Origin of the sequence: Vibrio owensii CAIM 1854 = LMG 25443 (genome assembly GCF_000817815.1) — a bacterium.
Taxonomy (GTDB): Bacteria; Pseudomonadota; Gammaproteobacteria; order Enterobacterales; family Vibrionaceae; genus Vibrio; species Vibrio owensii.
This window is the reverse complement of record NZ_JPRD01000079.1, coordinates 35,230-59,439: the sequence shown is the minus strand read 5'-3', so window position 1 is coordinate 59,439 and position 24,210 is coordinate 35,230. Positions and strand designations below refer to the sequence as shown.

Genomic DNA, 24,210 nt, shown 5'->3' with positions numbered 1-24,210 from the left:
CTTTATTGGGCAAACGGCACTGCTATTTTTCGCTCTCTCAGATACGACAAAGCCACAAGCAGGGCCTGTGGCTTTGTATAACAGCGACAGAATGTTTTTCATTCAATTTGAAGAGGGAACGCATTCTGTGTGCAGCGCTGGGCGTTTTATCACCACAATAGGGAGGGAAAACACCTAAGCTTATCGGAAGTCCTCGGTGGGCTGCTTTGCAGTTATGCCAAGTTCAAATCGATACCATTACTTCTGGCCAGACAGTAAATAGTAACTCAAAGAAAAAGCAGGGATACCCGAGGCTCTCGAGCATAGTCTAAAATTGAGCGTTGAAAATCGCAAGTTTACCAGATGTCAAACTGAAGATAGTTGACGGTATTTTCCCTAAAAGAGTCCTGAAATGAACTTCTAGCAGCAAGCAGTCATCGGGATAATTTGTCCAATAGGCTGTTGGACAATTTTTCGTACCCAATTATGCAAGAGGCTCTTGCATAATTGCGAAACAAGTTATTTCGTAAAACGCTTACTCGTCACATCGTTTTGGCAGTAGGACTAACATGGGCATTGTTAATCAATCAACTACCGAGTATTCCTCGGCAGTTGGATTCGGGAACTGTTGCAAAATGTGCAATAGTTGCCTGAGAGGTGAGAAACTTCAGTTGTTGCAAAATCAGCAACAACTGTCACTGCTCCAATTGTGCAGCAGCCTGTTGCACAAATTAGCCTTAATCAAAAATGCCCCATTTCGTGTTGGTGACGCTCAATCTCACAAATTACAGTGAGGTGATTTGACCTACTTTTACTCATTTTTGTACTGTAGTGTTTAACATGATCATTCCATCACATGAGGTAGTTGTCCATGTTCAACATAAACAGAAGTCCTGAAATAAAGGAAGCAAGAGAAAAGTATGATCGCGCTTGTCAGCATCACAAGGAAATGGCAAGGCTTCATCGAGCTGGTGCGGTAAGTTCTGAAGATTTAAAAGAGGCGATAGACGATATGCGACAGGCAGAAAATGAGCTGGATGCAGCTAAAAGAGTATAATCACTCCATTTACTCATCAGTACATCTTAGATATGAAGCGTCCCAAGCGGGCTAGCCTCTGTAGCTAGCTCAAATCTGCCCCATTATCATTCAGAGTAAAAGATCAATCATATTCTGTTAATGCGAGCTGACCTTATCAAACGTTATCCGAAGTAACGTACGATTACTGAGTGTGTCGACTTCTTGTTCAAGTCATTAAAACCTGTGCAGCACTTGAGTGTTGTGCTAGCTAAGTCACTTAAGTAACTACCCCAAAGAGTTATAAAAACAATATCAAACAGTTAGAATATGCCTATTCAAGTAGGTAGGGTAAGACATGTATTTAAGTAACTTAAAAGCTGAAGGCTTTCGGTGTTTTGGCAAAGAATTCAATATTCAATTAACAGATGGTTTAAACGTGATAGTGGGTGAAAATGGAGCAGGTAAAACCGCCGTCATAAGTGCAATTCGACAACTATTTCACGACTCTGAATCAGGCATATACAGTGTTACCAGCGATGATTTTTTTAACCCTTTTGTTGCTCGCGGAAAAACCGCACCATCTTTCTCAATTCGCGCTGAGTTTGATGGACTAGATGTGGGGGATAAAGTAGCTTTTCTTCCATGGGTTGGAGCTTCCAGTACAGCACTATTAAACCTACAAGCCGAAAACAAGGAAATGCGAGGGTGATTCAAAAAAGTCATTTGGGGAGGAAAGTCCAAAAGCTCCCTGTTTGATCCTGAGTTACTAGATCTAATCCAGTGTATTTATTTGCCACCACTAAGGGATGCTGAATCAAAATTGTCGAATGGGCGTCACTCCAGACTATCCAAACTTCTTAAAGCCCTAAATCGTAAACAGCTAAAACAGTGTAAAAAAGACAATGAACTACACCCTCTTGAATCCAAGCTGAAAGAATTCAACGAATCCTTGGCTGGTAACGAAAAATTAGGTATCAAGGATGCCAATAAACTCATTACAGAAAACCTGACTAATGCAATCGGACACTACTTCGGGCAAAACACCAGCATCCAATTTGCAGAAAGTGATTTTACTAAAATCACTGAAAGCCTGACCTTGCTTTTCTTTCCTGACTTATCTGTAGAAGATCAGGAACTATTCCGTGAGCTGAGCCAAAATAGCTTGGGCTATAACAATCTACTTTATATTGCTTCAATTTTGGCGGAACTCACACTAGATGATGAAGATGAAGAGCAACCCCTTTTCAAATTGCTGCTTATAGAAGAACCAGAAGCTCATTTGCATCCACAATTGCAAATTAGACTGCTAAATCATCTCAAATCCGTAGCTAATGAAAACAAAAGTGTTCAGGTCATTGTGACAACACACTCGACGGTTTTAGCCTCTTCAGTTGAACTTGAGTCAATCATTCATTTATCGAAGTCACCAGAGCCAATAGCGACACCTCTACGCACCTGCGGGTTGCCTACAGCTAGCAGCCAATTCATCAATCGATGGCTAGATGTAACAAAGTCAAACCTATTATTTGCAAGCGGTGTAATCCTTGTTGAAGGGATTGCAGAACAAATGATAATTCCGACTTTGGCAAGAATAGCTCTAAAAGGGCAAAAGGAAGGGCGAAAAAGCCTTGAAGATCTTGGGATCTCGACAATTAACTTAAACGGGATCTACTTTAAGCATTTCATGCAATTGTATTGCAACATTGACAATGTAGATGATGCTAAAGGAGGACTCGCAAGTAATAGCATTCCAATAAGGTGTGCGGGGCTCACCGACTTAGACCCACCAAAAGTAACAAAAAAACACGTTCCAGACCCTGAAAATAAGGGGGAAACTAAAGAAATAGAAGAAAACTTCATCCCATATGAAGGCAATATGAAAGCTGGGACTAACCATGCTATCAAACTGGTTGATTCCATCAATAAGTCAACTAATGCACGGCTATATGTGAGCAAGTACAAGACATTAGAGTATGACTTAGCCATGGAGGGAAACAATGCAGCATTAATGTCCAAAATAATTGCATCTCTGTGGCCTAAGCCCAAAAAAGGAGAAAGCTCTATAATCAAAGATTTTACAGCAATGTCCAAAGTAGATTGGACTAAAAAAACACCACAGGAAATTGCCGAGGCAGCCCATGAAATTCTTAAAAGAATTGATGATGACAATATTGGAAAAGGGATGTTTGCTCAAGTTTTAACCGATGAAATCCAATGTGATGGTTCTAATTTTACTGTTCCTGAATATATCAAAAATGCAATTTTCTGGGCTTCATCGATAGATGTTGCAAAGGAAGAGTTATGAAAGTTGAGTTCACCCATGAACAACTTGAGTATGTGAACTCCAGCATTGAAGAGCACACTTTCTTGGAAGCCTGCCCCGGAAGTGGCAAAACCGAGGTCGTTGCAGCGAAAGTAGCTAAGGAAATCGATTCTTGGAAGATAAAAACCGGAGGACTGGCCGTGCTCTCTTTTGCCAACAGTGCAACTGATGAGTTAACAATCAGGGTATCAAAGTACCTTCCTCATGGTCAGGGTATGTACCCCCATTTCTTAGGTACTTTTGATAGTTTTATCTACAAGAATATTGTATCTCCTCTAGCCACAGAGCTTACTGGATATTTAGGGGAAGGTGGTGACGCGTCAATACGCATCATTGAACCTAGCGCAAATTTAGGCTTTAGAACAAAATATGGTATTGCAAGCCGAGGGAAGATAAATGCTCATCATTATTCTTTCGATCTAATCAATGAAACTGTAGCTTTTGAAACAGGAAAGCCTGAACTAGATAAAGTACTTAATTCTGTGACTCTAAAAGATTGGGAATTTAAGCACCTTTTGGAGACCAAAAAAAGGATGCTAAAAGGTGGTTTTGCCACTTACCGAGATATTGAATGCTTGGCTATAGATGCCCTTTTTGACGATAAGTATCAGCACTTTGTTGAGTTATTTGTAAAGCGCTTCCCACTCGTCATTATTGATGAATGCCAAGATCTCTCTGATGAACAGTTAACTATTCTTCAAGTACTTGCAAATAAAGGAACCAAGTTACATTTCGTTGGGGATCTCCATCAAGCTATCTATGGCTTTCGTGACGTTGACCCAGCCAAAGTACAGCAGTTCGTAAAAGAAAACCACTTCACTAACTTACCGCTGACTAGAAACTTTAGGAGTTGCCAGAACATCGTCGAACTTTGTGCCAAATTGACAGGGCGAAACGACATTGTTGGAAATGTATCATGGCTAGAGCCAAGATGTTTGGTTGTTCAATACGACAACTGCCCCACTGAGCTGATAGATACCTTTAAAGAAAAGTGTAACGGCTTTAACGACAGTGTACTAGTCTCGAGAGGCCACTCGCAGATTGGAAAATTTCAGGCCTCCGTTATCCAGCCTAATAACATCCAAAAATTGGCTCTTTCTATGAAACTTTACAATCCTAAAGATATGGAAGCGCTAAGCCACTCATTGAAATATTTTTCAGAGTTTCTCCGATACCACCTCAGCGAAAGCTGCAAACCAAACAGCCTCAATTGTCCTCAATCTATCGACTCAAACCTATCTTGGCGAAAGTTCTTGTTTGATTCATTAAACTACTTGATAAACAATAACTTAAATAGCATTGAAGTTAACTGGTCGACTTGGACAAAGAATGCAAAAACATTAATTCGAGATCTTCCAAGACAGGACTTCTGTTCAGAAGCTATTGCTAACATATTAGCTCCCTTACTCGAGTTAAATTTAACCTCTCCATCTGGCTCAGCCAAACTTGAAGTAGCTTCATCATTGGGCTCAACTACTACATCATTAATCCCGTATAGGAAGTCAACTATCCATGGAGCAAAAGGGGAAAGTCATGATGTTACCATAGTCATATCATCTGCTCGTGCAGGAAATGAATCTCACTGGAAAAATTGGATTAAAAACCCTGATAGTGAGGCAGCTAGATTTGCTTATGTTGCGTCATCACGCCCAAAAGAATTTTTGATTTGGGCCGTCAAAACTCTTAAGCAACCAGAAAAGAAGCAACTGGAAGCTGTTGGGTTTACCATAGTTTAACTTCATACATTCTATTGTAATGTACAGCCAGAGTTAGAAAACTATCTAAACTACTTTGCCAAATCTCAGCTTATCCGTCATAGGAAAACTTGGCAAAGTACATAACACGTTTTTGTCCAAAAACGTGTTTCAGCGGATGGTCAAGAAAAATCATAAATGCCTAGCGAGTAGTGAGCTGTGCGAGCGTCAGGAGTGGCTTTATTATTTTACTTTACCATCATTCCCTTAAATACCCTTTTGGCAGGGTGATGGTCTTCACGCAGTGAGACCATCGCCTTGCTAAGCCTTCAGGGATAAAAAAGCGTACACACCATTATACATAGTATGTACGCTTTATAGACCTAAAAGAAGCATTGCCAGTAAAAGGCTGTCACTCACACGCAAATAGACATATTTTTTACTGTATACTCCAATTTGCTGCCTTTTCAATCGATTATGTGAGGTGACCTGAAGAGGTTACTTACGCTTTGGTTGAGCGTCGATGCACTGGCCGTTTACATCTGTAACCGCTGGGTCCATCAAGTGAAGGTAGAGCGGCATGATATCCAGTGGTGTTTTTAGTGTGTTTGCATCTTCACCTGGATAAGCTTTTTCACGCATTCGAGTACGAGTTGCACCTGGGTTAATCGCGTTAACACGCATTGGTGTATCGCTAAGTTCATCTGCCAATACTTGCATCATACCTTCTACGGCAAATTTGGAGATGGCGTACGAACCCCAGAAAGCACGGCCAGAATGGCCCACAGTTGAAGACGTAAAGATAATACGACCTGCGTCTGAGTTACGCATAATAGGCAGTAGCGCTTGAGTCATTAAGACTTCTGCTTTCACGTTAATCTGCATGATGTCGTCGAAGTCTTCTTCATTGATTTGCTCAAACGGGCACAGCGTGCTTAAAACGCCGGCGTTGTGTAGCAGGCCATCCAAACGACCAAACTGACCTTCGATGGTTTCTGCCATATCGATGTAGTGCTGCTTAGTTGCGCCTTTCAGATCAAGTGGAATGATCGCGGGTTGAGGGTAACCTGCAGATTCGATTTCATCGTAAATGGATTCAAGGTTTTGAACGTTTCGACCAAGTAGAATCACAGTCGCACCGTGCTGAGCGTAAGAAAGTGCCGCTTGGCGACCGATACCATTGCCTGCACCAGTGACAAGAATGACTTTACCTTTTAGGGCATCTGCTGAAACGGAGTAGTTCACGGTAGTTAATCCTTATTATTGTATCTAATTCCGACGAACAGACGCCATCTTAGTGTAGAAATGCGCCTGTTTCTCAATGGAAAATCTTGGTAATCGTGACAAGTTGGTTACAATACACCAATTCATGTGTTATACCAATTCCAGAACGGTTGTCCGGTATGTTATTTGAACGCCATCAATCAGAACAAGAGGTTACCGATTTTCTTGCCTTCTCTCTGATTTTTCTACGTAGCATATTGATGACTATTACTGGTATGAGATAGAGGAACTCTCATTGGAATTTTTATTAGATTACGGTCTGTTTTTAGCCAAGATTGTCACCGTTGTTGCGGCAGTGGTTGTGCTGCTGATTATTGCAAAATCGGCGGGTGGTAAATCGGGTGCTGCAAAGGGCGAATTGGAAGTCACTAATCTTTCTGAACGTCACAAAGATGCAATCGAACAATTAGAGCATCACCTACACGATGACGCTTTCATCAAAGCTCGTGATAAAGCGGCTAAGAAGGAAGAGAAAGAAAAGAACAAATCTCGTGAGAAAGAAATCAAACAAGCGAGCAAAGAAGGTTCTCTTGATAGCAAGCGCGAACCGCATCTGTTCGTGTTGGACTTCAACGGCAGCATTGATGCAAAAGAAGTGGGTTCACTGCGTGAAGAGATCACTGCGGTATTAGCAGTAGCTCGTGAAGGCGATGAAGTGCTACTTCGTCTAGAGTCTGGTGGCGGCATGGTTCATGGCTACGGCTTGGCATCTTCTCAACTTGATCGAATCAAAGCAGCCGGTTTGCCTCTGACGATTTCTGTCGACAAAGTGGCTGCAAGTGGTGGCTACATGATGGCATGTGTGGCAGACAAGATTGTTTCAGCTCCGTTTGCAATTGTCGGTTCTATCGGCGTTATCGCGCAGATCCCTAACTTCAACAAACTGTTGAAAAAGCACGATATCGAATATGAGCAGCTAACAGCAGGTGAGTACAAGCGCACACTAACCATGTTTGGTGAGAACACCGACAAAGCGCGTGATAAGTTCAAACAAGAACTTGAAGAAACACACGTACTGTTCAAAGACTTCATCAGTGAACGTCGCCCAGCGCTAGAACTTGAAAAAGTCGCAACCGGTGAACACTGGTTTGGTACGCAAGCGAAAGAGCTAGGACTGGTGGATGAAATCAGCACTTCTGACGATCTAGTTGTTGCAGCATGCAAAGAGAAAACCGTACTAGCAGTGCATTACGTGCAAAAGAAAAAACTGGCAGATAAGCTTGCCGGTGTTGCAAGTAAAGTGGCTGATAGTGTCGTACTTAAGCTAGCTGAACGTAGTCAAAAGCCAATTGTGTAATGTTTAATAAATAACAAAAAACCAACTGTTTAGTTGGTTTTTTTATTTCAGCGGTGGGTTATTAGTTCAGCTCTAACCGTTATTGATTCAGTTCTAACTGATAGAAGCTTGCTTGAGCATAATCACCCGCTTCCATGCCGCGCCATTCACAGTCTGAACTGCTTTTCTTCGTATTACATTGGTTGTAAGCACCGGCTTTGTAATACATCCAATCGTTACCATAGCCTTGGTCTACTTCATGACCTTGGTATTTGCCTTCTGCTAGATTCACATCAAATGTCTTAGTAACTGCATTTTTCTCACCTGGGTTCTTAGTGAAAGTCAGGTGCATGATGTCACCTTCCACATTCACGCTGTATGAGAAGATTTCACCCAGTTTGATGCCGTCTTGTGGGTCTGCGTCGCCTTTACGTAAGTTGTATTGTCCGAATACGTTGTGGCGGATGTCTTGGCGAAGCTTCTTACCATTTTCATCTTTCGCGTCTTGAAGTTCTTTGGTTGGGTTTAACTCGTAGTTCCATGAAAGAGAGCCGTATTCATGCTCAGGCAGTTTGCGGTAAGAAATCTTTAAAGGCTCATTGTCAGAACCATGAATTTGTCCAATAACAACAGCGAATGCACCATTCTTTTTGTAGTTACCACTTGTACTGACTTGGTCAACAGACAATGTCGCGTTTAGCTCGCCACCAATTGCACCGTACTCAGCGGAATTCGGATGAGAAGCGACGACAAAGTTGTTTTTTGGCTCACCGTAGTGTGTTGCCAGCATGGCACGAAGTTCACTACGAGTGTTCTTACTATTAGGAGTGGTCGGTGCTTCATTTGGTGCAACAAAAACCACGGCGCCTGTTTCTTTGTTGGTATAGAACCACTCAGGGTGAACATAAGGGGTTTCTGTATTGCCTAACTCATCTTTGGCTATTTCTAATGCTTTACCTTTGCGTTCACCTTCTTTAGTCAGTTCAGGCAAGGTAATTTTCCAATTCGTCATATCAAAGTTTTGAGCTGGAGCCTTTGTCGGATCTAGCTCATATTTGTTCGCTAATTCATTAGACGAAGTTCCAGCCATAGCAGACGCAGAGGCAATGCTGGCAGCAAGAAAAGTAAGCGCTAATTTCTTCATATTGTGTTCTCAATTTTTATAGGGTCGTCGATAAGATGATTTAATATACAATAATATTGTATTACTAATATGTGATCGGGTCGGAAAAATGAAACTTAGAGAAAATTGGCCATTTGGTATTGCGCTTTAAAGAGAAAGAATCAGAACAGAGAAAACGACAAATTCTGAACTGGGGAGAGGGCAAAGAAATGGTATCCTGAGACTATTAGGTATATACTCCCGCACCGTAAAATTAAGAATGAAATGAATTTGGGTGGAAGCACCGAAATTCGCACATCAACGTGGAGAAAAACATGTCCTCTCAAACTCCGGTTGTTACCGTAGATGGACCTAGTGGTGCAGGTAAAGGCACTTTATGTATGTTGCTAGCGAAGAAGTTAGGCTTTCAGCTTCTTGATTCTGGCGCCATTTACCGTGTTCTTGCACTCGCAGCGATTCACCACGGCGTAGACACTGAGTCAGAAGATGCGCTTGTTCCACTGGCTACTCACCTAGATGTTCAGTTTGTTGCTGAAGGTGACCTAGTAAAAGTGATTCTAGAAGGCGAAGATGTCTCTGGTGAACTTCGTAAAGAAGAGACGGGGATGGCAGCGTCTAAAGTGGCTGCACTGCCACGCGTTCGTGAAGCATTGTTGCGTCGTCAGCGCGCATTTGAGACCGCTCCGGGTCTGGTTGCTGATGGTCGTGACATGGGTACGGTTGTATTCCAAAATGCACAAGCGAAAATTTTCCTTGATGCGAGCGCAGAAGAGCGTGCAAATCGACGCCTTAAACAGTTGCAAGATAAAGGGTTAGATGTTAGATTTGCTGACCTTTTGAGCGAGATCCAAGAGCGTGACGACCGAGATCGTAACCGCCCAGTGGCGCCACTACGCCCTGCAGAGGATGCGCTTGTGCTAGATTCTACGTCGATGACTATCGACGAAGTAGTAGAAAAGGCACTACAATATATCGAATCGAAGCTAGCTGAGTAATTACGCTCGGCTAGGCTAAGAGCGTTGGTCGCAAGGATGATGACTGGCGAATTTAATAACCCCATGCGGTAGGATACCCGTGGACGTTTAATTTATTGAAGATTAAATAAATGACTGAATCTTTTGCTCAACTCTTTGAAGAGTTTCTAAACGAAACAGAATTCCAACAAGGCAGCATCGTTAAAGGTACTGTAGTAGCTATCGAGAACGGTTTCGTTCTTGTTGACGCTGGTCTTAAGTCTGAATCTGCTATCCCTGCTGAACAGTTCAAGAACGCTGCTGGCGAACTTGAAGTTGAAGTTGGCGCTGAAGTAGACGTAGCTCTAGACGCTGTTGAAGATGGTTTCGGTGAAACTCAACTTTCTCGTGAGAAAGCTAAGCGTCACGAAGCTTGGATCGTTCTTGAGAAAGCTTACGAAGAAGCTGAAACTGTTGTTGGTATCATCAACGGTAAAGTTAAAGGCGGTTTCACTGTTGAACTAAACGGTATCCGTGCTTTCCTTCCTGGCTCTCTAGTAGACGTACGTCCAATCCGCGACACTGCTCACCTAGAAAACAAAGAGCTAGAGTTCAAAGTTATCAAACTTGACCAAAAACGTAACAACGTAGTTGTTTCACGTCGCGCAGTTATCGAATCTGAGAACAGCGTTGAGCGTGACGAGCTTCTAGAAACTCTACAAGAAGGTTCTGAAGTTAAAGGTATCGTTAAGAACCTTACTGACTACGGTGCGTTCGTTGACCTAGGTGGCGTTGACGGTCTTCTACATATCACTGATATGGCTTGGAAGCGCGTTAAGCACCCATCTGAAATCGTTAACGTTGGTGATGAGATCCAAGTTAAAGTTCTTAAGTTCGACCGTGAGCGTACTCGCGTATCACTAGGTCTTAAGCAACTAGGCGAAGATCCATGGGTAGCAATCGCTAAGCGTTACCCAGAAGGTCACAAACTAACTGGTCGCGTAACTAACCTAACTGACTACGGCTGCTTCGTTGAAATCGAAGAAGGCGTTGAAGGTCTAGTACACGTTTCAGAAATGGATTGGACTAACAAGAACATCCACCCATCTAAAGTTGTTAATGTTGGCGACGAAGTTGAGGTTATGGTTCTTGAGATCGACGAAGAGCGTCGTCGTATTTCTCTAGGTCTGAAACAGTGTAAAGCTAACCCATGGCAGTCATTCGCTGAAGCACAAGCTAAAGGCGACAAAGTTACTGGTAAGATCAAGTCTATCACTGACTTCGGTATCTTCATCGGTCTAGAAGGCGGCATCGACGGTCTAGTTCACCTATCTGACATTTCTTGGAATGTTGCTGGCGAAGAAGCTGTACGTGAGTACAAGAAAGGCGACGAGATCTCTGCAGTTGTTCTAGCAGTAGACGCTGAGCGTGAGCGCATTTCTCTAGGCGTTAAGCAAATGGAAAACGACCCATTCAATGCTTACGTTGCTGACAACAAGAAAGGTGTTCTAGTTAACGCTACTGTAACTGCTGTTGACGCTAAAGGCGCTACAGTTGAAATCGCAGAAGGCGTTGAAGGTTACATCCGTGCTTCTGAAGTATCACGCGATCGCGTAGAAGATACTTCTCTAATCCTAAGCGCTGGTGATGTTGTTGAAGCTAAGTTCACAGGTGTAGACCGTAAGAACCGCGTAATCAACCTATCTATCAAAGCTAAAGATGAAGCTGAAGAGCAAGAAGCAATGGCATCTATCAACAAGCAAGACGAAGCTGCTTTTGGTAATGCAATGGCTGACGCTTTCAAAGCTGCTAAAGGCGAATAATTTACTCGCTTAAGCTAAAAAGGAGCCGCAAGGCTCCTTTTTTATGCTTGCTACTTTCCGAGTAGTAATACTAATGTTGATAAACTATGCTAAAAAAAGACATTTTTTGATTGCGCATTTTGTGTAAAATTTGTCTAGAATTGATAGCAAGTGTTTGTTGGAATTAGTATTACTTACTATAATGAGTGATAAAGATACTCAAAGAGGGCAACTATGACTAAGTCTGAACTGATTGAAAGACTCTGCGCTGAGCAAACACATTTATCAGCGAAAGAGGTAGAAGATGCTGTAAAAGATATTTTAGAGCACATGGCCTCTACACTAGAGAGCGGTGATCGTATCGAGATCCGTGGCTTTGGTAGTTTTTCTCTTCATTACCGCGAACCTCGCGTAGGTCGTAACCCTAAAACGGGTGATAAAGTGGAGTTGGAAGGTAAATACGTTCCTCACTTCAAACCAGGTAAAGAGCTTCGTGAGCGCGTAAATATCGATAGCTAAGGCTCTCTTATTAGTTTGAAAAAGCGGCATACTCTCGTGTATGCCGCTTTTTTATAACTAGATTATTGGTAATATACATGGTCTGAAGAAACATTTTACTGCATAATCTTACCTACTTACTCCTCGAAGGGTGATGTAACATGAAAATTATAAAAATCATTGCTGTTTTAGCTCTCTTTTTAATTGCACTGGCTTTAGGTTCTCAAAACCAAGAGATCGTAACCTTTAATTATCTTCTGGCGAAAGGCGAGTTCCACCTATCAACGCTATTGGGTGTGGTATTCGTGGTTGGCTTTGGTCTAGCGTGGGTTATCTTTGCTAGCATCCAATTTAAGACTCAACTTCAAGTTCGTCGTCTGAAAAAGAAACTTAAAAAGTATGAGCCCGCTGAAGCAGAGAAACCTGCAAAACCAGCAGTAGAAAAACAGGCATAAGGATAAGGCTTAACTTTAATGCTTGAACTACTCTTCTTGTTATTGCCGATAGCCGCCGCTTATGGCTGGTACATGGGCCATCGCAGCGCTCAGCAAGACAAGCAGAAGCAATCTCATCAAATATCCCGTCAGTATGTGACGGGTCTTAACCTGCTCTTATCTGATCAGTCAGATAAGGCGGTTGACCACTTTATTGAATTGCTCCAAGTTGACAACGAAACGATAGATACACACCTAGCGTTGGGTAATCTTTTCCGTTCTCGTGGTGAAGTTGACCGTGCAATTCGTATCCACCAAAACCTCATCTCCCGTTCTGGGCTCACTCTAGATCAGAAAAACTTAGCGCTTCAACAGCTCGCGAAGGACTACATGGCGTCCGGTTTTTTAGATCGTGCTGAGAAAATCTTTGAGCAATTGGTGGAAGAACCCGATCACCGTGAAAGTGCACTTCAGCAACTTGTCACCATCTACCAGCAAACGCGTGAGTGGGAAAAAGCCATTCATTACGCCAATCAACTGGCTAAGATGGGTAAGAAGCGCACTCGTATTCGCGCCAATATTGCGCATTTTTGGTGTGAGTTGGCCATGCTTGACCAAGCCGATGGCAATACCAGTAAAGCGATTCAGCACTTTAAAAAAGCACTATCAGAAGATCCAAAATGTGTGCGTGCAAGCATTGCGCTTGGTCGTATCTATCTAGAGTCAGAAGACTACAAACACACCATCAAATATCTGACGGGTGTGCTTGAGCAAGATAAAGATTTCATTAGTGATGTTCTACCGACCATTGCAGAGTGTTATCACCACTTAGGCCAAGAAGACGAGCTGGTGGAATTCTTGCGTGCGTGTATTGATAAGAAAGCGGGCGTATCGTCTGAATTGATGCTAGCGCAGCTTGTCGCGCATCATGAGAGCGTTGGTGCAGCACAAGAGCTGTTGACCAAGCAATTATTGAAAAACCCAACCATGAAAGGCTTCTACCGCCTTATCGACTACCATATTGCTGAAGCAGAAGATGGTCGTGCGAAAGACAGTTTGTCGACGCTACAAGCGATGGTTGGTGAACAGTTAAAAGTTAAACCGCATTACCGATGCAGGAAATGTGGTTTCTCCACCCATTCTCTTTACTGGCATTGTCCATCATGTAAAGGATGGGGGACGATCAAGCCAATCCGAGGATTGGACGGTGAGTAATTTTAATGCAGCTGGCAGAGTTTCTGTCCGCTGCATTTTTTTGACCTTTATTTAATAAGAACCAAAACAGTTAGGAGATGAAATGATCGACCAAAAAGTTATTGTCGCACTGGATTATGATAACCAAGCAGATGCGCTTGCGTTTGTAGATAGAATTGATCCTGCGTCATGTCGCCTAAAAGTAGGCAAGGAAATGTTTACGCTATTTGGTCCTGATTTCGTACGTGAGCTTCATCAACGTGGTTTCTCTGTATTTCTAGACCTGAAGTTTCACGATATCCCGAATACGTGTTCAAAAGCAGTTCGCGCTGCGGCTGAACTGGGTGTATGGATGGTGAACGTGCACGCGAGTGGTGGTGAACGCATGATGGCGGCATCACGTGAAATTCTTGAACCTTACGGTAAAGACCGCCCGCTGCTGATTGGTGTGACTGTGCTTACAAGCATGGAGCAAAGCGACCTTGCTGGTATTGGCTTGGACGTTGCGCCTCAAGAGCAAGTGATTCGTCTAGCTACGCTGACTAAAAACTCTGGCCTTGATGGTGTGGTATGTTCAGCGCAAGAGTCTTCTTTGCTTAAGAGTGAATTAGGTAAAGAGTTCAAGTTAGTGACACCTGGTATTCGCCCAGCAGGTTCTGAGCAAGGTGATCAACGCCGTATCATGACGCCAGTCGATGCAATTCAAGCAGGCTCTGATTACTTAGTGATTGGCCGTCCAATTACTCAAGCGACAGATCCAGCGGTTGTGCTTAAATCTATCAACGACAGCTTAGCGAACATGTAAGACTAGTTTGGGGCTAAAACGAAAGGTGAAGTGGTAAACACTTCGCCTTTTTTATTTCCTTTAACACAAACATGCTCAACATAAAGACACTATATCGCTGGGCAGTAATGGCTTAGCGGATGGTACTGTTATGATCACACTTCTCTAACATAAATCGCTGTGATAGTCGGAATGTGCAACCATGTGTTATGGATGGGTTGCGTTACAAATGTGTAACGAATACTATGGAGTGGATGCATTCACTGCGTTGTAAGGTCAGGATGACCTAGTGAAACTCTCTGATATTAATACGGAAGTGGACAGGACTTCACTTTGTATTCGCTCCCTTTATTTTCTTTGCTGTGTATCGCGCGCAGTCATTCTGAGGTTCACTTGTTGTCGCTCTTCCTGCCGTACTGCGCAAACACAACAAGGAAGAAAACAATGATAAAGACCCTGCCATTTTCGGCACTGGCAATGTTGGTTGCAGGAAGTTTTCAGCTAAACGCAGCTGAGTTACCTGCAGATATCGAATGGACTTCGAACAACAACGAACCGCTTTTTGCTTCAGAAGAAGCGGTCCGTGGTGGTACTTACCGCACCTCTATCCGTAGTTTCCCTCAAACGCTTCGTAGTGTTGGCCCTGATGCGAACTCAGGTCTTCGTCAGTACCTAATGGATGGCACACCGAAACTGGCGCAACGCCATCCAGACACTGGTAAATGGATTCCACAGCTTGCGAAAGCATGGGCATTCGGTGAAGACAACAAAACCGTTTACTTCCAATTAGATGAAACAGCGAAATGGTCGGATGGTGAAAAGATCACGGCGGACGACTACGTGTTCATGATGAAGTACTACACCTCAGAAGACATCATTGATCCATGGTACAACGACTTCTTTAAAACGAGCATCTTAGGTGTCGAGAAAATTGATGATTACACCATCAAAGTAAATCTTGCTGTGGAACAGAGCCAAGATGCGTTGATGGTTCTGATCAATATGCCAAGTAATGGCTTCCAACCTCGTCCAGAGCACTTCTTCGAGGGTGAAAAAGACGCGAACAACGATGGTATGCCAGACAACTTCGTACGTAAGTTCAACTTTAAATCTGAGCCTACCGCTGCGCCTTACTACATTGATAAAGTGAAGAAAGGTAAGAGCGTGACATTCAAACACGTTGGTGAAGATTGGTGGGGCTACAACAACCGTTATTACAAAAACCGTTACAACGTAGACAAAGTACGCATCACAGTCATTCGTGATGAAGACATCGCAATGAAGCACTTTGAGAAGGGTAATTTAGATTACTTCGAGATGGTACTACCAAACTTCTGGCACGATAAAACAGACAGTGAAGTGTACAAGAAAGGCTATGTGCAAAAATACTGGGGCTTTAACCAAGCACCTCAAGGTGCGGGTGGCCTCTGGATGAATACCGCGATGCCGATGTTGGATAGTCTAGAAGTGCGTAAAGGTATCATGGCCGCGACAGATTACGATGGCATGATCGAAAACATTATGCGTGGTGACTACTCTCGTAAACCACATGGCCTTGGTTTCGGTCATGGTGATTACGATGATCCAAACAACAAGCCACCGAAGTTTGATCCTGCAGAAGCGATTAAGCATTTCGAAAAAGCAGGCTTTGCCAAGGTGGGCTCTGATGGTATCCGTGTAAACGACAAAGGCGAGCGTCTAAGCTTTGCAATTACCTACGGTTACAACTCACACACGCCGCGTATTGCTTACCTAAAAGAGCAAGCAAAACTTGCAGGCTTGGAGTTTACTCTGAATCTGGTTGATGGCTCTTCGGCGTTCAAATACATTCTCGAGAAGAAGCATCAATTGGCGTTCTTGAACATGGGTTCTGGTGAGATCCCTGCGTACTGGGAGTACTTCCACTCAGATAACGCGAACAAGCCGCAGACAAACGCACACACCAACTACAGTAGCCCAGAGTTAGATAAACTGATTGAAGCGTATGACAATGAGTTTGAACAGCAAAAACGTTACGATTTGTCGCGTCAGATTCAAAAATACGTGGGTGATGCGAACGTGATCGTTCCTGGCTACATGGTACCTTACACGCGTGATGCGCACTGGCGTTGGGTTAAGATCCCGAAAAACGGTATGACAAAAAATACTGAACGAATTCTTCACCCAATGGACATTGCGAACTTCTGGATTGATAAATCAGTGAAAGAAGAAACTGAGAAAGCAATGAAGGCGGGCAAATCTTTCCCTGAAGTGACGGTTATCGACGACCGTTATAAGCTTTCAGCGAATTAGTTATTTAGTAGGTAGACAGTAAAAAGCCCCGATGCTTGATTGCGTCGGGGCTTTTTCTATCTAAGTGGACGATGAATACAGGGATTACCCATGTCTTAGCGCCGCAGAGCGACCGAGAATAGACAATGTCGTACCATTATGGAGCAGAGCACTCATGGCTGGGTTTAACCACCCTAGTGCAGCTGCAAGCATGATCCCGCTATTCACGTACTCAGCAATTTTAATGTTGGAGTTGATCACATGCATGGCGATGTTAGCAAGTTCGCGCGCTTCTGCTAATCCATACAATTGGTCACGAAGTAGAACTACGTCGGCGACTTGACGGGCGAGTTCGGTTCCTCGGCCCATCGCAACACCAACATCTGCCGCGGTGAGTGCTGGAGCATCGTTAACACCATCACCGACAAACATAACAGTGCGACCTTCTGCTTGAAGTGCTTCGACAATGGTCGATTTCTCAGAAGGTACCGCTTCGGCAAAGATACGATCTAGCTTCAACTCATTGCCAAGGATACTGGCTTTGAATTGGCTATCACCCGTAATCATGATCAGCTCTTTTACACCAAACTGGCGAAGGGCATTCAGGGTTTCTAGTGCATCTTCACGTAAGTGATCACGCAAGCCAATCATGCCAATTAAGACATTTTGATGAGAGATAAAGATAAGGTGGCGACCTTGCGCCTCGTATTTCTTAATCACATCTTCAAATGGCGTGAAGTCGACATCCTCATGCACTTCTAGGAAGTGACGGCTACCCATAACCAACTCATGTTCGTTCATTGTGCTCTTGAGGCCGTGTGCAATCACGTACTCCACTTCACCATGCTCAATGTGCGGCAGTTGGTTGTGCTTGGCAGCATTTACCACAGCCTGAGATAGCGGGTGGTTACTGTGCTCTTCTACCGAGGCAGCAATCGCTAGCAAGTCACGTGCAGAGTTCGAGTCGCAGAGGGGAATGACATCCGTTACCTGCATATCACCATGCGTGAGTGTCCCTGTTTTATCGAACACACAAGTGTCGATTTTCACTAGCTTCTCAATTGCACTGCCGCCTTTAAACAAGATGCCTTGTTGCGCAGCACGGTACATGATGGACTTGAACGTTACTGGGGTACTCAGTTTCAAGGCACAGGAATAATCGACAAGAAACACCGATGCAACACGGTTGATGTCTTGAGTGAGTGCGAAGACAGCTGCACCAATCCCTAAAGTGATTTTTACACGGCGATTTGCCATGTCTTGTGTGACTTGTTGAATTTCACTTTTTTCACTCAACGAGTCGTAAATCAACTTAGCAATTTTTGCGGTTGTTGCTTCACTTCCGACTTTATCAACACGAACTTGAATAGTGCCTTCATGGACACTCGTACCAGAGTAAACAACCGCGCTCTCTTCACGACGAACAGGCACGTTCTCACCAGTAAGAGATGATTGGTTGATTAACGCCGCGCCTTTTACAATGGTGCCGTCAACAGGAATTGAAACGCCAGGAGCCAGTTCGATGATGTCATCAACATTCAGTTCCGTCGAGTTGACTTGAGTGCGGTCTGACCCATCGACGCGCCAAACGATCGACTCTTGAGGGCGCATTAAATCAGCCAATAGTTGGTCACTATTACGGCTGGTTTTCTGCTCCATGTATTCCCCAAGGCTGATCAAGCTTTGTGTCATCATTGCGGTACGATAATCACCGCGCCAAGCTGAGAGACCAACCGCAATCGCATCCAAAACTTCAACCGAGATGTTTTTGTCTTTTAGGTCGCTCACACCTTCAAACAACGTTGGGGCGATTAAAGTAGCCGTTGAAAGTGCGCCCCATTTGTTTGGCAGCAAAGCTGCAGCGATAGTGCCAATCACGTTCATTGCAATATCGCCGCGAGTGAACTTATGTTCCGTTTCTTCTTGCGTTGCGTCGTTTAAATCAAGCTGGTTTAAACGCTCTTCGACAGTTTTTGTTTGCAGCAATTGCGTGTCGTATTCCACCACAACAGAATGGGCAGACTCGTTCACTCGCACCGCACTAATGCCTTGGATCGCCATTAAACTGGTTTCAATCCAAGTACCCACATCTTTGTGATGTCTCAGTGCTGATGCTTTAAAGCGGATTCGACCGGGAAAGTGGTGCTTTACCTGAATCGAGATCATTCTTCGCCTTTGTAAAGGTTACGGTAGTATTCCAGCTCTGCTTGGGTGTCTTCCAAACGCTCTTTTAGTTCTTCAACTTCGCCACGAACCGCAGACCACGCTTTTTCGCCAGTCGTAGCAACGCCTTGTTGGAACTTTTTATTGGTTAGGAGGTAAGCAACTGCAGCGCCTGCAGCCACACCCATAGCGAAATGGGTTTTGGAGTTTTGCTTTTTGTAAGGTTGTTCTGCAGGTTGTTGTTCAGCCGCTTGGTTTTGTTGTTGCGGATATCCGTAATAAGGGTAGCCGTAGTATGGGTTGTTATTGTTCATTTTTAGAGTCCGAAGCTTGATCCATAAGGTAAAGGCCTGCTGCACCGACGCTGAGAATCGTCAGCATGGAGAGTGCAGGGCGGCCCGCCATTTTTTCTGCCACATAAGTTGTCGCACCAGCGATAGCTGCGGTTTTTAGCGCGGATTTCGCTGCGTTAGTCGCCATTTCATTGGTGTCGATATTGCCAGCTTTGTGCTCTTTCCATTGACTGGCAATCGTTGCACTACCGCCGGCTATAGCACCAACGAGCATAGCGCGATTGGCAGAACTGAGTTTATTGGCTGAATTACTCATGTTCTTTAATAACGGGTTGGCCATCTTCACCTTCGCTTTCTTCGCGAGGCGCTTTTTCTGCTACTTCTTTGATTGCAGGTTCTTCTTTGTGGCGCTCTACAGACTCTTGAAAGCCTTGCTTGCCGGCAGCGTAAGTATCTTTGAAGATCTCGCTACCTGTTGAAACGTTCTCTTTGACTGCGCTTGCGGTATTCACAGCGCCTTCTTTTACGCTCGAACCACCAGATTTCAGCATATCGCCAGCACCTGATACCAAGCCCATTAGTTTGCCGCGCACATTTTCATTGCTAAGTAGAAGTGCTGCTGCAGCGCCTACCATAGCGCCTTTCCAAAACTCTTTATCGTTCATACCGAAAGTTCCTAATATCTCTTTAAACATGCCTGCTTCTTCACCTAGAGCGCCTTCTAGCATTGCCTGAGCCTGCTCGAATAATGGGTCGCTCTCCGGTGTTTCAGGAGTCTGTGGTGGTTGTTGAGGTTGAGGTGGGTGTTGCATCATCCCCGGATGTGGCCAGTGTGGAGGCGGTGGCATCATTCCTGGGTGGAATTGTGCCCCCATGCCCGGTGGCATTTGGTGGGGATGACAAAATGCTGGATGTGGGAAATGCGGCATCATACCCATTTGATTAGGCATCATCATTGGCGGCATTTCACCGTTTTGCATGCTTGCCATGTAAGCATTCGCCATTTCCTTTTGCATTTCCATCATAGCCTTGAAGTAGGCTTCGTATGGATTTGCATTGTTCAATGAGTCACTCATGAACGTTCTCCATTTAAGTCCAATTGCTCAGCGATCGAATAGCATGCTTGCTCCGCAGCTTGTTCTGAATCCGAAAACAACGCGTCAATCGCCTTAGGGTTGACTGTCATTGGGTCGTATTCGATGACGATGCTTCCCGTCGCACTGTTCAACTTGTAGTTTTTGAACGCAGGAATAGAAGAAATGGCTTTCTCGATGTCGTCACTACGGAATTTGGCAAGGTGCGTTACGATGCCCAGCTTGTATTTGAGTCTTACTCTTCCCGGGATATGGTGGCCAATCGATACCCACTTTCTTAGTTTTAAGGCCTGGTCGACGTACTGTTTCATAAAAAAATTATACGGTAAGCAAAGTGCGATTCATTGGGAAAAACGATCATGTGACAAACTAATTACAAATGTTTTGCGCTTAATCAATTTCAATGGTACTGTTGCAAACAGTAATAGTTATCATTTGGATTGGTGCTAGCATGAATACTTACATTCACAAGACAAATCAGCGACTTAGAGTTCGTTCTGACTACATTAAAGATCACCCTAATGAGGTTGCGGAACTGATTTGTCAGTTGGAAGAGATTGATGCCGTACACGAAATTAAGCACAAGCGATACGCAGGTTCGGTTGCTATCAGTTTTGATAGTGAAGAGCTTGATTGTGATAGCCTGATGGAAATTCTAGAAAGTCACCATTGGACGCAAAGTAGCGAAAAACCATCTTTTGTTGAGAAAGCGATGGTCAGTGGAACGAAGAGTCTCGTTAAAGGATTAACAGGGGTCGCTTTAACCCGAATTGTTGGCCCATCTGTCAGCCGAGTGATCATGAACTTGGCCTAAATGACCGCGAAAAATGAATAGCAAAAAGCCCGACGTGATGTCGGGCTTTTTTGATCCAATCTGTGGGTGCTAGCGCGTTAATTTATGCGCTCAACCTAAACTTTTTAGCTGCACATTTACAAATGCCGTTAGAAAGAGCAGGGCATCGTTTGCAAGGTGGTGACTTTAAGGGTAAATGTCCCACTGATTTTACCGAAAATGCAGGTGCTGCATCATTGGCAGATTGCTTAGGTAGTGGCGTTGACGCTTTTTTAGCTGAAGTAGTGAAATCGACCACACCTCCCGCATCGTTAAACCAAGACAACAGCGGATTGAGTGGGGCGGCAAGTTCATAAGCTGCGCTCATTGCAGCTTGGTTTGCTACGCCTTTTAGCTCATTAACGAGTTCACTTTGTAATGAAGAAGTGCGGGATTGAGATGTGACAACGCTACTTAATGCATTGTTCTTTAATGCACTAAGTTGTTTGTTTGAAGAAGAGGCGACTTTCTTAACCGCTTTCTTCTTCAATTTTTTTAGCGCTTTCTTCGCGTTCATTGCAAAACCTCATACGATAACTGCTGATAATTTAGCAGTAATGCGATTAAAAATAAATCTCATTTAAGGTTTGAAAGCGCAATTTTTTACTTTAGTTGGCTTTGTTCCTAAGCAACCAAGTAAGAAGCCTCTAGCAGGTAAGTTTTAGCATCGCCCAACAAAGCAAATTCTTTGTCGATAGCTTTAAAACGTTCATCAATAGAGTCCGTCGCCACAATTTGGCTAAAGGCTTTTACCGAGAAAGTTTCGTTAGACTTAAAAAACTGATGCACGTTTTCCAATTGAACTTTGTGGATGTGCTCCACCTTGCTTAATGCGGTGGTTAGATCTGAAATGTTAATCGACATTGCTGCTCAAGCGCCTTATCTATTGACCATGTGGTCATATGACTGGGTTTTATAGTTTTCGCTAAGGGTATCTCATGCAATGTGTCTCAAATATGATTGAGATCAGGGAGGGAGCATTTATTGTACATATCCGTCGGTAGGCGGTGAGCATTGGTGCTTATTTGCCGCAGTGACCATGAGACTGACGACATAACTCTTCTAGCCATTTGAGATGGTATTTTCTCAACCTTTTTGGTGCGAAGTATTTGGTAAGCCAAGTCATGCCACCACGTTGCGTGCTTTCGGTGACAATACTGCAACCGGTTTTGGTTGGTTCCAACACCCACGCGTGATACATATCAACGCCGCCTTTTTTCCCTTTCCAAGCCAAGCGCTGATGCTGTGTGTATTCGACAACCGTACAATGGAAGTCTAGCCAAGAGGCTTTCCAACGAAACATGGTGTTTTTGCACAATGTGCTGTCACCACTTAGGATCTGCACCATGGTTTTTCCGTCTCGCCACGCAGGCCATTCATGAGCACGAACTAAGTGCTGCCAAACAACCTCGGGAGGCTCGGGGATTTCGATTTGGCTACGCACATGAATGTGGGAATGTTTGGGATGATAATAATCCGGCCAGATAACTTCCGATTTGTTCATCTAAGCAACACCTTGTGACACTCGTTCTTATTAGCTTAGGAGAATCCGGTACGAAGTGCCGAAACACTTCGCCCTAAAGTGATTAAAAGTACAAACCAAGACCGATTAAGAAGCCGTGTGAGGCTGTATCGTATTCAAAGGTTCCTTCGTTTACGTAATCAACCCAAGTGGATTTATAAGCGAGGTTAACGTCTGACCAATCATTAATGTGGTAACGCAAACCAAATTGGGTCGCATAGGTAAAGTTGGTGTCTTTACCTAAACCGGCATCCAAGCTGGCATGAAAGCGCCAATCTTTGGTTAGGTCATTGATCCATCTAACACCCATCAGAAAATCAACCCAGTCTTCTTTGATGTTGAGCCTATCCACCAGAATGCGGTTATCATTGCGGTAAACCTTGCCCTTGATGTCGTTATCCCACCAACGTAAGCCAAACATGTAATCGATCATGCCGAAGGAGTAGGTTTCACGCTGAAATGCTTTTGCTTCTAGAACGCCTTGGCGGATTTCCAAATCAGCACGATAACTGACATTTGGGAGAATACCTGACAGGTTATTTACGTCACCACTGAGGTCCATAAAACTGTAATCGATGTAGTAACCCCATTTGTTTTGATATACCCCTTCAAGCCTTGCCATAGCGCCAATGTCGAGATGATCCATGATGAACTTTGGATCGACATCGAGACTGGAAGAGAAGTTACCCATGGTGGTATCACCATTGATATTTAAGGCGAGCATGTAGATCTCGACACTGTGTTGCCAGTTGCTTGGTGGGGATTGCGTATCTTCTGCTATTGCGTTTGGTGCCACTGCAAGCGAGGAAATAAGGGCGATAGAAGGGAAGGTCATCTTAGCCATATCAACGTCCGTGTTTGTAATCGTTATTAAATGAATTGCACAAAATTAGCGTAGAGCATGGATTGCAGTAATTCAAAATCTCAGGTTTATGGATAACTTTCTTTTCAATTCAGCGTGATAGCGATTCCCTATGATCGAGCTAAGATCTTTTTTGTAAATAACTCTAGACCGACCGGTTTGTATTGTGTATTCTTTGACCATCGAAGAGCGTAGTAACGCGTTCAATATTCAACGTCGATGGAATGACATTTGACGGAGAATCCCAGATGAAAATCGAAAACGTCCTGCTATCCGGTTTGTGCATTTTGGCGCCTTTATTGATGTTTGCTTAAAGACACACAGGCTTCATCAAGCCTCTTTCAAAAACGCATTAGATATGCAACTTGTTTAATTTGTTAATTTAACTACGCTGTATGTGAAACAGCGAATCAGGAGACGTCATGAAAATTCAAAGTATTTTTCTTCTCTTAGCTGCGGCAGGTCTTACCCCAATTGCACTTTCTTATGGTTTTTCACCGGTTGACTCGCTCTCATTTTTATTTGGGATTGATGCATCCTCGGTGAACGTTAGCCACATTTTCCGAGCGGTCATGGGATTATATTTAGCGCTCGCTATGTTTTGGGTAATGGGGGCGATGAGCACCAAATATCGTCTACCTGCACTGTATAGCTTGGTCATTTTTATGTGGGGCTTAGCGATGGGAAGGCTCTTGAGTTTGCTAGTAGACGGAATGCCGCATTGGTTGTTAGTCGTGTATCTATTTTTGGAGTTCGGCTTTGGCTTGGTGGGGCTGAAGATGATCAGAAAAGAAGAGCAAACAGCATAAGG

Annotated in this window: 25 protein-coding genes; 14 read left to right on the top strand and 11 right to left on the bottom strand. The window is 43.9% G+C overall.

Annotated features, from left to right (window positions below):
• Positions 1-850 precede the first annotated feature (850 nt).
• The 4 genes from H735_RS28700 to H735_RS28685 all read left to right on the top strand — a co-directional run bounded on the left by H735_RS28700 (position 851) and on the right by H735_RS28685 (position 5,056).
• Positions 851-1,036, top strand: a complete 186-nt coding sequence (locus H735_RS28700) for a hypothetical protein (protein WP_020197168.1) — start codon at positions 851-853, stop codon at positions 1,034-1,036.
• Positions 1,037-1,352: 316 nt separating this feature from the next.
• Positions 1,353-1,706, top strand: coding sequence for an ATP-dependent nuclease (locus H735_RS31800; RefSeq protein ID WP_020197169.1), 354 nt, complete (start codon positions 1,353-1,355; stop codon positions 1,704-1,706).
• An 81-nt stretch (positions 1,707-1,787) separates the two neighbouring features.
• Complete coding sequence (locus tag H735_RS28690) at positions 1,788-3,302, top strand: ATP-dependent nuclease (protein WP_227741554.1); 1,515 nt, start codon at positions 1,788-1,790, stop codon at positions 3,300-3,302.
• Complete coding sequence (locus tag H735_RS28685; protein WP_020197171.1) at positions 3,299-5,056, top strand: UvrD-helicase domain-containing protein; 1,758 nt, start codon at positions 3,299-3,301, stop codon at positions 5,054-5,056. Before H735_RS28690 ends, H735_RS28685 begins: the two co-directional genes overlap by 4 nt.
• A 456-nt stretch (positions 5,057-5,512) precedes the next feature.
• Here the strand turns inward: H735_RS28685 and H735_RS28680 are convergent, their stop codons facing one another.
• The gene (locus H735_RS28680; RefSeq protein ID WP_005439551.1) at positions 5,513-6,259 is read right to left on the bottom strand and encodes a YciK family oxidoreductase; all 747 of its coding nucleotides are present in this window, start codon (positions 6,257-6,259) and stop codon (positions 5,513-5,515) included.
• A gap of 274 nt (positions 6,260-6,533) precedes the next feature.
• On the opposite strand from H735_RS28680, the gene sohB reads away from it, so the two are divergent.
• Positions 6,534-7,595: a protease SohB gene (sohB, locus tag H735_RS28675; protein ID WP_020197172.1), complete on the top strand. Its 1,062-nt coding sequence runs from the start codon at positions 6,534-6,536 to the stop codon at positions 7,593-7,595.
• A gap of 79 nt (positions 7,596-7,674) precedes the next feature.
• Here sohB and H735_RS28670 read toward each other — a convergent pair whose 3' ends face one another.
• Entirely contained in the window at positions 7,675-8,718 is a 1,044-nt protein-coding gene (locus H735_RS28670) for a polysaccharide lyase family 7 protein (RefSeq protein WP_020197173.1), read from the bottom strand.
• Positions 8,719-9,011: 293 nt separating this feature from the next.
• On the opposite strand from H735_RS28670, the gene cmk reads away from it, so the two are divergent.
• From cmk to H735_RS28635, 7 genes are all read left to right on the top strand, one after another.
• On the top strand, positions 9,012-9,692 hold the full coding sequence (gene cmk / locus H735_RS28665; protein WP_005438973.1) for a (d)CMP kinase: 681 nt from the start codon (positions 9,012-9,014) through the stop codon (positions 9,690-9,692).
• 110 nt (positions 9,693-9,802) lie between these two features.
• A complete protein-coding gene (rpsA, locus tag H735_RS28660; protein WP_020197174.1) occupies positions 9,803-11,473 on the top strand; it encodes a 30S ribosomal protein S1 in 1,671 nt (556 codons plus the stop codon).
• Positions 11,474-11,686: 213 nt separating this feature from the next.
• Positions 11,687-11,971 carry an integration host factor subunit beta gene (ihfB, locus tag H735_RS28655; RefSeq protein ID WP_005438967.1) on the top strand — a complete coding sequence of 95 codons (285 nt, stop codon included), beginning with the start codon at positions 11,687-11,689 and terminating at the stop codon, positions 11,969-11,971.
• Between the two features lie 140 nt (positions 11,972-12,111).
• Positions 12,112-12,405: a lipopolysaccharide assembly protein LapA domain-containing protein gene (locus H735_RS28650; RefSeq protein WP_005431104.1), complete on the top strand. Its 294-nt coding sequence runs from the start codon at positions 12,112-12,114 to the stop codon at positions 12,403-12,405.
• Positions 12,406-12,423: 18 nt separating this feature from the next.
• A complete protein-coding gene (gene lapB, locus H735_RS28645) occupies positions 12,424-13,599 on the top strand; it encodes a lipopolysaccharide assembly protein LapB (RefSeq protein WP_005438965.1) in 1,176 nt (391 codons plus the stop codon).
• A gap of 82 nt (positions 13,600-13,681) precedes the next feature.
• Positions 13,682-14,383, top strand: coding sequence for an orotidine-5'-phosphate decarboxylase (gene pyrF, locus H735_RS28640; RefSeq protein ID WP_020197175.1), 702 nt, complete (start codon positions 13,682-13,684; stop codon positions 14,381-14,383).
• 423 nt (positions 14,384-14,806) lie between these two features.
• Positions 14,807-16,654, top strand: a complete 1,848-nt coding sequence (locus H735_RS28635; RefSeq protein WP_020197176.1) for an extracellular solute-binding protein — start codon at positions 14,807-14,809, stop codon at positions 16,652-16,654.
• Positions 16,655-16,738: 84 nt separating this feature from the next.
• Here H735_RS28635 and H735_RS28630 read toward each other — a convergent pair whose 3' ends face one another.
• The 5 genes from H735_RS28630 to H735_RS28610 are packed head-to-tail and all read right to left on the bottom strand — an operon-like array spanning position 16,739 to position 20,494.
• A complete protein-coding gene (locus H735_RS28630; protein WP_020197177.1) occupies positions 16,739-18,799 on the bottom strand; it encodes a heavy metal translocating P-type ATPase in 2,061 nt (686 codons plus the stop codon).
• Complete coding sequence (locus H735_RS28625; protein ID WP_020197178.1) at positions 18,796-19,110, bottom strand: hypothetical protein; 315 nt, start codon at positions 19,108-19,110, stop codon at positions 18,796-18,798. The genes H735_RS28630 and H735_RS28625 overlap by 4 nt, the downstream gene beginning before the upstream one ends.
• Positions 19,100-19,405, bottom strand: a complete 306-nt coding sequence (locus H735_RS28620; protein ID WP_020197179.1) for a magnetosome protein MamC family protein — start codon at positions 19,403-19,405, stop codon at positions 19,100-19,102. The genes H735_RS28625 and H735_RS28620 overlap by 11 nt, the downstream gene beginning before the upstream one ends.
• Positions 19,398-20,165, bottom strand: coding sequence for a YtxH domain-containing protein (locus H735_RS28615; protein WP_020197180.1), 768 nt, complete (start codon positions 20,163-20,165; stop codon positions 19,398-19,400). The genes H735_RS28620 and H735_RS28615 overlap by 8 nt, the downstream gene beginning before the upstream one ends.
• Positions 20,162-20,494: an HMA2 domain-containing protein gene (locus tag H735_RS28610; protein WP_020197181.1), complete on the bottom strand. Its 333-nt coding sequence runs from the start codon at positions 20,492-20,494 to the stop codon at positions 20,162-20,164. Before H735_RS28610 ends, H735_RS28615 begins: the two co-directional genes overlap by 4 nt.
• A 140-nt stretch (positions 20,495-20,634) precedes the next feature.
• On the opposite strand from H735_RS28610, the gene H735_RS28605 reads away from it, so the two are divergent.
• A complete protein-coding gene (locus H735_RS28605) occupies positions 20,635-20,997 on the top strand; it encodes an HMA2 domain-containing protein (RefSeq protein WP_020197182.1) in 363 nt (120 codons plus the stop codon).
• 82 nt (positions 20,998-21,079) lie between these two features.
• Here the strand turns inward: H735_RS28605 and H735_RS28600 are convergent, their stop codons facing one another.
• From H735_RS28600 to H735_RS28585, 4 genes are all read right to left on the bottom strand, one after another.
• Positions 21,080-21,532, bottom strand: coding sequence for a hypothetical protein (locus tag H735_RS28600; RefSeq protein ID WP_020197183.1), 453 nt, complete (start codon positions 21,530-21,532; stop codon positions 21,080-21,082).
• A 107-nt stretch (positions 21,533-21,639) separates the two neighbouring features.
• Positions 21,640-21,879, bottom strand: a complete 240-nt coding sequence (locus tag H735_RS28595; protein WP_020197184.1) for a hypothetical protein — start codon at positions 21,877-21,879, stop codon at positions 21,640-21,642.
• Between the two features lie 157 nt (positions 21,880-22,036).
• Entirely contained in the window at positions 22,037-22,519 is a 483-nt protein-coding gene (locus H735_RS28590; protein WP_005438955.1) for an SRPBCC domain-containing protein, read from the bottom strand.
• Between the two features lie 82 nt (positions 22,520-22,601).
• Positions 22,602-23,381: a hypothetical protein gene (locus H735_RS28585; RefSeq protein WP_009707005.1), complete on the bottom strand. Its 780-nt coding sequence runs from the start codon at positions 23,379-23,381 to the stop codon at positions 22,602-22,604.
• Positions 23,382-23,821: 440 nt separating this feature from the next.
• Here H735_RS28585 and H735_RS28580 point away from each other — a divergent pair, with 440 nt between their 5' ends.
• On the top strand, positions 23,822-24,208 hold the full coding sequence (locus H735_RS28580) for a DUF4345 domain-containing protein (protein ID WP_020197185.1): 387 nt from the start codon (positions 23,822-23,824) through the stop codon (positions 24,206-24,208).
• The last annotated feature ends 2 nt before the right edge of the window (positions 24,209-24,210 follow it).

What these genes read in the sequence shown, in the direction of transcription:
- H735_RS31800 (WP_020197169.1), top strand. Translation starts at nt 1,353, where the DNA reads ATGTATTTAAGTAACTTAAAAGCTGAAGGCTTTCGGTGTTTTGGCAAA.
- H735_RS28670 (WP_020197173.1), bottom strand. Translation starts at nt 8,718, where the DNA reads ATGAAGAAATTAGCGCTTACTTTTCTTGCTGCCAGCATTGCCTCTGCG.
- H735_RS28620 (WP_020197179.1), bottom strand. Translation starts at nt 19,405, where the DNA reads ATGAGTAATTCAGCCAATAAACTCAGTTCTGCCAATCGCGCTATGCTC.
- H735_RS28610 (WP_020197181.1), bottom strand. Translation starts at nt 20,494, where the DNA reads ATGAAACAGTACGTCGACCAGGCCTTAAAACTAAGAAAGTGGGTATCG.
- H735_RS28630 (WP_020197177.1), bottom strand. Translation starts at nt 18,799, where the DNA reads ATGATCTCGATTCAGGTAAAGCACCACTTTCCCGGTCGAATCCGCTTT.
- H735_RS28585 (WP_009707005.1), bottom strand. Translation starts at nt 23,381, where the DNA reads ATGGCTAAGATGACCTTCCCTTCTATCGCCCTTATTTCCTCGCTTGCA.
- cmk (WP_005438973.1), top strand. Translation starts at nt 9,012, where the DNA reads ATGTCCTCTCAAACTCCGGTTGTTACCGTAGATGGACCTAGTGGTGCA.
- H735_RS28635 (WP_020197176.1), top strand. Translation starts at nt 14,807, where the DNA reads ATGATAAAGACCCTGCCATTTTCGGCACTGGCAATGTTGGTTGCAGGA.
- ihfB (WP_005438967.1), top strand. Translation starts at nt 11,687, where the DNA reads ATGACTAAGTCTGAACTGATTGAAAGACTCTGCGCTGAGCAAACACAT.
- rpsA (WP_020197174.1), top strand. Translation starts at nt 9,803, where the DNA reads ATGACTGAATCTTTTGCTCAACTCTTTGAAGAGTTTCTAAACGAAACA.
- H735_RS28650 (WP_005431104.1), top strand. Translation starts at nt 12,112, where the DNA reads ATGAAAATTATAAAAATCATTGCTGTTTTAGCTCTCTTTTTAATTGCA.
- H735_RS28605 (WP_020197182.1), top strand. Translation starts at nt 20,635, where the DNA reads ATGAATACTTACATTCACAAGACAAATCAGCGACTTAGAGTTCGTTCT.
- H735_RS28700 (WP_020197168.1), top strand. Translation starts at nt 851, where the DNA reads ATGTTCAACATAAACAGAAGTCCTGAAATAAAGGAAGCAAGAGAAAAG.
- H735_RS28615 (WP_020197180.1), bottom strand. Translation starts at nt 20,165, where the DNA reads ATGAGTGACTCATTGAACAATGCAAATCCATACGAAGCCTACTTCAAG.
- H735_RS28595 (WP_020197184.1), bottom strand. Translation starts at nt 21,879, where the DNA reads ATGTCGATTAACATTTCAGATCTAACCACCGCATTAAGCAAGGTGGAG.
- H735_RS28590 (WP_005438955.1), bottom strand. Translation starts at nt 22,519, where the DNA reads ATGAACAAATCGGAAGTTATCTGGCCGGATTATTATCATCCCAAACAT.
- lapB (WP_005438965.1), top strand. Translation starts at nt 12,424, where the DNA reads ATGCTTGAACTACTCTTCTTGTTATTGCCGATAGCCGCCGCTTATGGC.
- pyrF (WP_020197175.1), top strand. Translation starts at nt 13,682, where the DNA reads ATGATCGACCAAAAAGTTATTGTCGCACTGGATTATGATAACCAAGCA.
- H735_RS28580 (WP_020197185.1), top strand. Translation starts at nt 23,822, where the DNA reads ATGAAAATTCAAAGTATTTTTCTTCTCTTAGCTGCGGCAGGTCTTACC.
- H735_RS28625 (WP_020197178.1), bottom strand. Translation starts at nt 19,110, where the DNA reads ATGAACAATAACAACCCATACTACGGCTACCCTTATTACGGATATCCG.
- H735_RS28685 (WP_020197171.1), top strand. Translation starts at nt 3,299, where the DNA reads ATGAAAGTTGAGTTCACCCATGAACAACTTGAGTATGTGAACTCCAGC.
- H735_RS28600 (WP_020197183.1), bottom strand. Translation starts at nt 21,532, where the DNA reads ATGAACGCGAAGAAAGCGCTAAAAAAATTGAAGAAGAAAGCGGTTAAG.